We start from the raw sequence: 6523 nt of genomic DNA on the forward strand, positions 1-6523 counted from the left end.
GCGGCGGCCGGCGCGGCTGAGGCCTTCGGAGCCGCCGAGGCGGCCGGCGCGGCGGCCGCGGCCGGCGTGGACGGCGCGGTATCGGTGTGGACCCGGAATCGGACCTTGGGTTCGGCGGCGTGGGCGCCGGCGGCGAGCAGGCCGACGGCCAGCGCGAGCAGAGACTGAGCGATCTTCATGACGTTCCTGTCGTTCCTTGAAGCGGGGGATGCGCGGCGTCCGGCGCGCGACCGGCGCCGGCGATGCCGCCCGATTTTAGCCAGAGCCGCGCGGGCGGTGTTGCGCGGCGCGTTCGCGGCGACGCCCGCTTCCGGCGCGCCGGGCCGGCGTACTAGACTGCGGCCTATGCGAAATCCCCTACAAGAACAGCTGCTCAAGGCCGGCCTGGCGAAGAAGTCGCAGGCCACCCAGGCCGTGCGCGAGCAGAACAAGCAGCGCCAGTCCAAGCAGCCGCAGGCGCCCGCCGCCGAACCCAGCCAGGCCGAACGCGCCCGCGCCGAAAAGGTCGAGCGCGACCGCGCGCTGGAAGCGCAGCGCAAGGCCCAGGCGCACGCGCACGAGCTGCGCGCGCAGATCCAGCAGATCGTCGAGCAGAACAAGCTCAAGCGGCAGGGCGAGATCGCCTACCGCTTCGCCGACGGCGAAGCGATCAAGACGCTCTACGTCGATGCCGCGCAGCGCACGCAACTGGCCGGCGGCGCGCTGGCGATCGTGCGCCACGGCGACGATTACGCGCTGATCCCGCGCGCCGCGGCGGAGAAGGTGCGCGAGCGCGACGCGGCGATGGTCGTGCTCGATCACGGCGCCAAGCCGGCCGCGGCGGCGCAGGAGTTGAGCGAGGACGAGGCGTATTACGCGCAGTTCAAGGTGCCGGACGATTTGGTCTGGTGAAGCGCGGCGCCGTCATCGCGAATCGAAAGCACAGGCCCTGAAGGCCTGGCCACGGGCGTCAGGACATGGACGACAAGGAACCGTTGAAGCGAGACATCCGCAAGCGGATGTTCCTGGCGAAGGCGCGCGCGAGCCAAACCGATGAGTTGCATGGTTGGCGTTGGTGCGCGCCGTGCCGCGGCAGCGGCGATGTCTGCCGCGAATACGCGCGCGGCGACGAGCGCTGGGCGGTGTTCGAGCGCTGCGAGGATTGCGGCGGCGAAGGTGTGGTTGAGGCGGGGTAGCGCGCTACGGGGCGGCCGGTAAATACGGTGAAGCGCGCGCCGCCGACCGAGCGGTGCTTAATCCCAACCGCATAGCCTGCAATCAGGCTTCCCCGGTGTCGGCTGCTTCTCCGCCTTGGCCAACACCCGGTCGATATGCGCGATGCGCCGCCGCATCAGCGCATCGCGCGGCGCGCCATAGGTCGTCGCCAGCTCGTACAGCGCTTTTGCGGTTTCCAGCGAGCCGCCGGATAGGTGCAGCGTGGCCCAATCCATCAGCAGGTTGGCGACTACCGGGTCGGGCGCTTTGACCAGGCCGATGCGTTCGTGCAGTTGGTAATCCAGGGACGAATCCAGCCACGACGGCAGCAACGGCTTGCCGTCGTTGCCGTTGGGCAGCTTGCGCGGAAACGGCGGCACCAGACCGGGGCTGAAGGCGATGCCGGCGATGGAATGGTTGCGGAAGTAAGCCGGATCGCCGGCGGCGGCGATCTTGGCTTCCAGGATGCGCACGTGCAGCCATTCGGAGCCGTAATGCTCGCGCGGGTTGCGTTGCAGGCCGGTGCGGATCCAGTACAGCGCTTCCTTGTCCTGCCCGGCCAGTTCCAGTGCGGTGCCGAGGTTGGCCGCGGTCTGCGGCTGGCCCGGGAACAGCCGCTCGACGGTGCGGAAATGGCGCAGGGCGGCGTCGAGCTTGCCTTGGCGGACTAGCAGCACGCCGATGTCGTTGAGGTTGCCGAAGCTCGGGTTTTTGCGCGTTTCCTTGATCAGGAAACGGTCCATCTTCGGGTCGCGATAGGGATGGGTGAGCGTATACACCAGGCTCGCGCCGACCAGACCGTCGGACGAATACGGCCGCCCGGCGCGGTCGGTGGCCATTTCGTTGAGGCAGGCCCGCGCGCCGGCCGGGGCCAGCGTCAGCAGGGCGAGCGCTGCGATCGTGGCGATGCGCATGGCCGTGTTCTCCTGTTCGTCCGTGAGCGTGCGCGGGCAGTGTGCCCGGCCCGCGCGGGCGGCGTCATCCCTTTGCCGACGAACGCGAAACCAGCGACCGCGAGGCCGATGCGGACGCGTCGCCGCCGACCGGGCGCGGCCCCGACGGCGCTTGCGCGACGGCGCGCGCTGGCCTGAAATGGCGATCCCGTCCCGGAGCCGCATTTATGCCCACCCTGCGAACCCACATCGCCCTGCTGCGCGCCGTGAACGTCGGCGGCACCGGCAAGCTGCCGATGGCCGATCTGCGCGCGATGTGCGAGGCGCTCGGCTTCCAGGACGTGCGCACCTACATCGCCAGCGGCAACGTGGTGTTCCGCACCGGCTTGAGCGAGGCCAAGGCCAAGGCGGCTCTGGAGGACGCGCTGCGCGATTACGCCGGCAAGCCGGTCGGGGCGGTGCTGCGCACGGCGCAGGACATGGCCGCGGCTCTGGCGGCCAATCCGTTCGCCGACGCCGCGCCGAACCGCGCGGTGTTGATCTTCCTCGATGCGCCGCCGCCGGCCGATGCGCTGGACGCGGTCAAGCACCGCAAGGACGAGCAGATCGCGCTCGGTGCGCGCGAGATCTACGTGCACTACGGCGACGGGATGGCCGATTCCAGGCTGGCGATCCCGGCGGCGAAGGCGGGCACGGCGCGCAACCTCAACACCGTGGCCAAGCTGATCGAGATGGCGGCGGATCGATAGTTTCCGGCGAGCGCGCGGCGGCGGATTTTCGCGAGCCGACGTCGCCGCGCTGGTGTTTTCGCTGCGACCTGATGTCCCGCGGTCGCGGCTCGCGCCGCTCCTACAGGTAGATCGCCACCTTCCGCAGCCCCTGTAGGAGCGGCGCAAGCCGCGACGCGGTGGTATCGCCGGCCGATGCACCACCCGCACTAAGGAAACCGCGAGCCTCCGCCCCGCACGCTCCTTCAGCGGCGGATCTTGCCGATTTCGTCCAGCGCGGCCTGGGTGCGCGCCTGGCGCTGGATTTCGATCTGCTGGCGCTGCAGCACCAATTGGGCGATGTCGCCGATCAGGCGGTTGTACTGCTCGCCGGCCTGCGTATCGGCGAACACCAGGTTGCCGTCGTAGTTGAGGTCGATGTGCTGGCGTTGCGCGTCGACCAGGTCGTAGACGCGCTGGGTCTTTTCGATCGTGGCGCGGCGGTTGTTCATCAGCGCCGCGTCCTCCTCGCTCTCGCGCGCGAGGTTGCGCGCGAACTCGGTCATCAGCGCGCGCCCGTCGGGCCCTTCGCCGACCAGCGCTTGCAGGCGCCGCGACGCGTCGAACTGGCTGGCGCGCTTGATCGACAGCGAGTAGTTGAGCAACTGCGCGTACTGCTGGCTGGCGCGGCGCGCGTCGGCGGTGGCGCGCGCGCCGAGCAGGGTTTCCGGCATGAGTTGGGTGTCCAGGCGCAGCGCGGCGATGCGCGCCTCGACCTGGGCCTGGCGATAGCGGCTGCGGTCGCCGACCTCGCGCATGATCGTGCCGATGCCCGCCCGCACCGCCTCGGGCGTGCGCGCCAGCGGCAACGCGGTCGCGGCCGAGGGCATCGGCCCGGCCAGGTTCTCGCGGCCGTCGGGCCGGTTGAGGCGCTGCTGTTCGCGCAGCAGCAGCTCGCGGCTGTCGGCGGCGTCGTTGCGGGCCTTGTTGCGGGTGGCGATGAACTCGACGACGTCGTCGCGGATCATCGACGCCACCAACAGCGTCAGCACCACCGCGGCCAGGATCGGCACCATGCGCCGGTACATCGGATTGGCCAGCCACCAGCCCCAGGTCGAAGCCTTGCCGCCGGCCGGCAGCGGAATGCCGCAATGCGGGCAGCGCCAATCGCCGGAGCGGATGGGCCGGTGGCAACTGCGGCACTGGATCGACAAGGACCGGCCTCCTGGCGCGGGGCCGCCGCAGCGGCGGCGGAACGGATGGGCGCGATTATCGGCGAGGGCGCGGGTTAGCGGCCAGTGCTGGGCGGGCCCCGCGGCCGGGCGGACGAAACCGCCGGCGTACTGGCTACACTGGCGTTGTCGCTCTCGCTCGCCGGCCCGGCCGCATGTTCCGCATCGCCTACCTCGAACAACGCGGGGACCGACTCGATCACGAGGAACGCCTGGTTGCCGGTGTCCTGACCGAACGCGGGATCGAAGTGCGCCCGTACCGCCGCAAGCAGATCGAGCGGCGCGCGCTGCCGCTGGACGATACCTGTTTCGTGATGGGCACCGAGCCTTGCGTGCGCGGAGCGATGAAGCAGTTGGGCATCGCGGTGCCGGTCCCCGACGATTACCCTGAGTCGTTGCAGCCGTGGCTGCGTCGGCGCGTATGGCGCGAGCGCCTGGACGCGGTCGCCAACCGGATCTCGCAGGGCGCTCAGGGCGGCGTGTTCGTCAAGCCGGCCGAACGGCTGAAGACCTTCACCGGGCGGGTGTTCGACCATCCGGGCGATCTCTACTTTCTCGGCGGCGCGTCGCGCCGGCAGACGGTGTGGTGCTCGCAGCCGGTGCGCTGGCGCTCGGAGTTCCGCGCTTATGTGATCGGCGCGCAGGTGGTCGCGCTGGATCATTACCACGGCGATCCGGCGCTGCGCCCGTGCGAGCGCGAGATCGCCGAGGCCGTGCGGACTTACCACGCCAGCGGCGCGGCGCCGGCGGGTTACGGCATCGACTTCGGCGTCCTCGACGACGGCCGCACGGCGCTGATCGAGGCCAACGACGGCTACGCGCTGGGCGCCTACGCCATCGGCGCCGCGCCGTACACCGATCTGCTGCTGGCGCGCTGGGCGCAGTTGCTGGCCACACGGACGCCGGCCGGCGCTTGACCGACCGTTGGCAACGGGAACCCCGGTGGTGTGCGCAACAGGCGAAAATTATTTTCGCGAGCCTGTCGATTCCTGCGATCCTGGCTCGTCGCAGTCATGAGCAGGCGGGAATGCGGCCTCACCCGGCCGGTTCCGGCGCCCGCCGTCCCTTCGTCCATCCAGCCAGGATTCACGCCATGACCACCCACGCCCAAATGTTCGTCAACCTGCCGGTGCGCGACCTCGACCGTTCGGTCGCCTTCTTCACCGCGCTCGGCTACAGCTTCAATCCGCAGTTCACCGACGAGAACGCCACCTGCATGCTGCTCGGCGAGAATCTGTTCGCGATGCTGCTGGTGCGGCCGTTCTTCCAGACCTTCACCCAGAAGGAGCTGATCGATCCGCAGCGCCAGGTGCAGACCCTGGTGGCGCTGCCGCTGGGCAGCCGCGCCGAGGTCGATGCGCTGGCCGACAAGGCCGTCGCCGCCGGCGCCAAGGCGCACGAGCCGAAGGATTACGGTTTCATGTACCAGCGCGCTTACGACGATCTGGACGGCAACACCTGGGAAATCTTCCACATGGATCCCAACGCGGTGCCGGGCGACGCGCAGGCCTGAGCGCGCGGGGCGCGCCGCAGCGCCCGCATTCGGCGAAACCAAAAGGCCCCGCATCGCGGGGCCTTTTCGCAGGAGCCGATCCGGGCTTGGGCCAGGCCGGCGGTCAGCGCGCCGCGCTGCGCGCGTCGGCCTTGAACTCGCGGAACGCCCAGTCGTCGATCAGCCGCTTCTCGTAGCGCAGCGGATCGGTCTGCCCGGCGGCGCGCGGCCCCATCAGGAAGCTCATGTCGCGCAGGGTGCGCTGGCCTTGTTCGATCACCTGGCCGTTGGCGTCGCTGAGGGTGAAGCTCAGGTCGATGCGCGGCGGGTAGATGTCGCGGATGAAGCGGGTGTCGTCGAACTGCGGGCCGTGCCAGGGCTCGTAGTCGCCGGCGCGCTTGACGTCGGTGATGTCCACCCTCAGGCGCTGGCCGGGCGCCAGTTCGCGCTCGGTGCGCTTGCGCACGTACTGGGCGAGCTGTTCGACCCAGTTGCCGCGGCGCGCTTCGAAGCGGTTGCGGCTCTGGCGGATTTCGGTGAATTGCTCGGGATTGTTCCAGCGCACGTCGACCGCGCCCTGGGCGGGCAGCGCGCGCGGCGCGTCGGGGTCGGTGACGGTGCGGGACTTGGCGCCGGCGGCGCCGCTCGCCAGGACGGCGGCAGTGGCCAGGGCCAGCAATGCGGTGCGCAGTTTCATGGCGTACTCCGCAGGTGGGGATGGCACCGATTCTCCGCCTGGGCCGGGCCGCGGGCCAGTGCGGCCGGGCCTGCGTTGGCGGCAGTTCACGATGATTGCGGTGGTGCGACGACCGTTCGTTCGCGGCCTCGCCCTGGCCGGCGCTATTCGCAGGCGCGGCCGTCGCCGTCGCGGTCCAGGCGGCGCGAATAGCCCGGATCGCCGCGCATCAGCGGCGCGACGCCGGCGGCGCGGGCGGCGCTGCAATTGGGGTAATACGCTTCGGTGGCCGCCTCCCGCCACGTCGCGGCGGGCGATGCCGGCCGCGG

9 protein-coding genes are annotated in these 6523 nt (G+C 70.4%); 5 read left to right on the forward strand and 4 right to left on the reverse strand.

All coding sequences use genetic code 11. The features are described from left to right. Window positions 1-345 precede the first annotated feature (345 nt). On the forward strand, window positions 346-891 hold the full coding sequence (locus A7A76_RS04075) for a DUF2058 domain-containing protein (RefSeq protein ID WP_206409996.1): 546 nt from the start codon (window positions 346-348) through the stop codon (window positions 889-891). Between the two features lie 65 nt (window positions 892-956). Further along, window positions 957-1175, forward strand: coding sequence for a hypothetical protein (locus A7A76_RS04080; protein ID WP_206409997.1), 219 nt, complete (start codon window positions 957-959; stop codon window positions 1173-1175). 57 nt (window positions 1176-1232) lie between these two features. Here A7A76_RS04080 and A7A76_RS04085 read toward each other — a convergent pair whose 3' ends face one another. After that, a complete protein-coding gene (locus tag A7A76_RS04085; RefSeq protein WP_206409998.1) occupies window positions 1233-2108 on the reverse strand; it encodes a tetratricopeptide repeat protein in 876 nt (291 codons plus the stop codon). Window positions 2109-2323: 215 nt separating this feature from the next. On the opposite strand from A7A76_RS04085, the gene A7A76_RS04090 reads away from it, so the two are divergent. Then, on the forward strand, window positions 2324-2836 hold the full coding sequence (locus A7A76_RS04090; protein WP_206410003.1) for a DUF1697 domain-containing protein: 513 nt from the start codon (window positions 2324-2326) through the stop codon (window positions 2834-2836). A gap of 224 nt (window positions 2837-3060) precedes the next feature. On the opposite strand, the gene A7A76_RS04095 is transcribed toward A7A76_RS04090, so the two are convergent. Next, complete coding sequence (locus tag A7A76_RS04095; RefSeq protein ID WP_206409999.1) at window positions 3061-4008, reverse strand: hypothetical protein; 948 nt, start codon at window positions 4006-4008, stop codon at window positions 3061-3063. Window positions 4009-4181: 173 nt separating this feature from the next. On the opposite strand from A7A76_RS04095, the gene A7A76_RS04100 reads away from it, so the two are divergent. Beyond that, on the forward strand, window positions 4182-4943 hold the full coding sequence (locus A7A76_RS04100) for an ATP-grasp domain-containing protein (RefSeq protein WP_206410000.1): 762 nt from the start codon (window positions 4182-4184) through the stop codon (window positions 4941-4943). A gap of 176 nt (window positions 4944-5119) precedes the next feature. Further along, complete coding sequence (locus tag A7A76_RS04105; RefSeq protein WP_206410001.1) at window positions 5120-5539, forward strand: VOC family protein; 420 nt, start codon at window positions 5120-5122, stop codon at window positions 5537-5539. A gap of 103 nt (window positions 5540-5642) precedes the next feature. Here A7A76_RS04105 and A7A76_RS04110 read toward each other — a convergent pair whose 3' ends face one another. Both A7A76_RS04110 and A7A76_RS26020 read right to left on the reverse strand, forming a co-directional pair. Beyond that, window positions 5643-6215, reverse strand: a complete 573-nt coding sequence (locus A7A76_RS04110) for a DUF3016 domain-containing protein (RefSeq protein WP_206410002.1) — start codon at window positions 6213-6215, stop codon at window positions 5643-5645. A gap of 143 nt (window positions 6216-6358) precedes the next feature. Next, window positions 6359-6523: excalibur calcium-binding domain-containing protein (locus A7A76_RS26020; RefSeq protein WP_206410004.1), on the reverse strand; the 165-nt coding region annotated here is incomplete at its 5' end.

It is taken from the genome of Lysobacter enzymogenes (assembly GCF_017168095.1).
GTDB lineage: Bacteria > Pseudomonadota > Gammaproteobacteria > Xanthomonadales > Xanthomonadaceae > Lysobacter > Lysobacter enzymogenes_D.

What these genes read in the sequence shown, in the direction of transcription:
- A7A76_RS04080 (WP_206409997.1), top strand. Translation starts at nt 957, where the DNA reads ATGGACGACAAGGAACCGTTGAAGCGAGACATCCGCAAGCGGATGTTC.
- A7A76_RS04075 (WP_206409996.1), top strand. Translation starts at nt 346, where the DNA reads ATGCGAAATCCCCTACAAGAACAGCTGCTCAAGGCCGGCCTGGCGAAG.
- A7A76_RS04085 (WP_206409998.1), bottom strand. Translation starts at nt 2,108, where the DNA reads ATGCGCATCGCCACGATCGCAGCGCTCGCCCTGCTGACGCTGGCCCCG.
- A7A76_RS04100 (WP_206410000.1), top strand. Translation starts at nt 4,182, where the DNA reads ATGTTCCGCATCGCCTACCTCGAACAACGCGGGGACCGACTCGATCAC.
- A7A76_RS04105 (WP_206410001.1), top strand. Translation starts at nt 5,120, where the DNA reads ATGACCACCCACGCCCAAATGTTCGTCAACCTGCCGGTGCGCGACCTC.
- A7A76_RS04110 (WP_206410002.1), bottom strand. Translation starts at nt 6,215, where the DNA reads ATGAAACTGCGCACCGCATTGCTGGCCCTGGCCACTGCCGCCGTCCTG.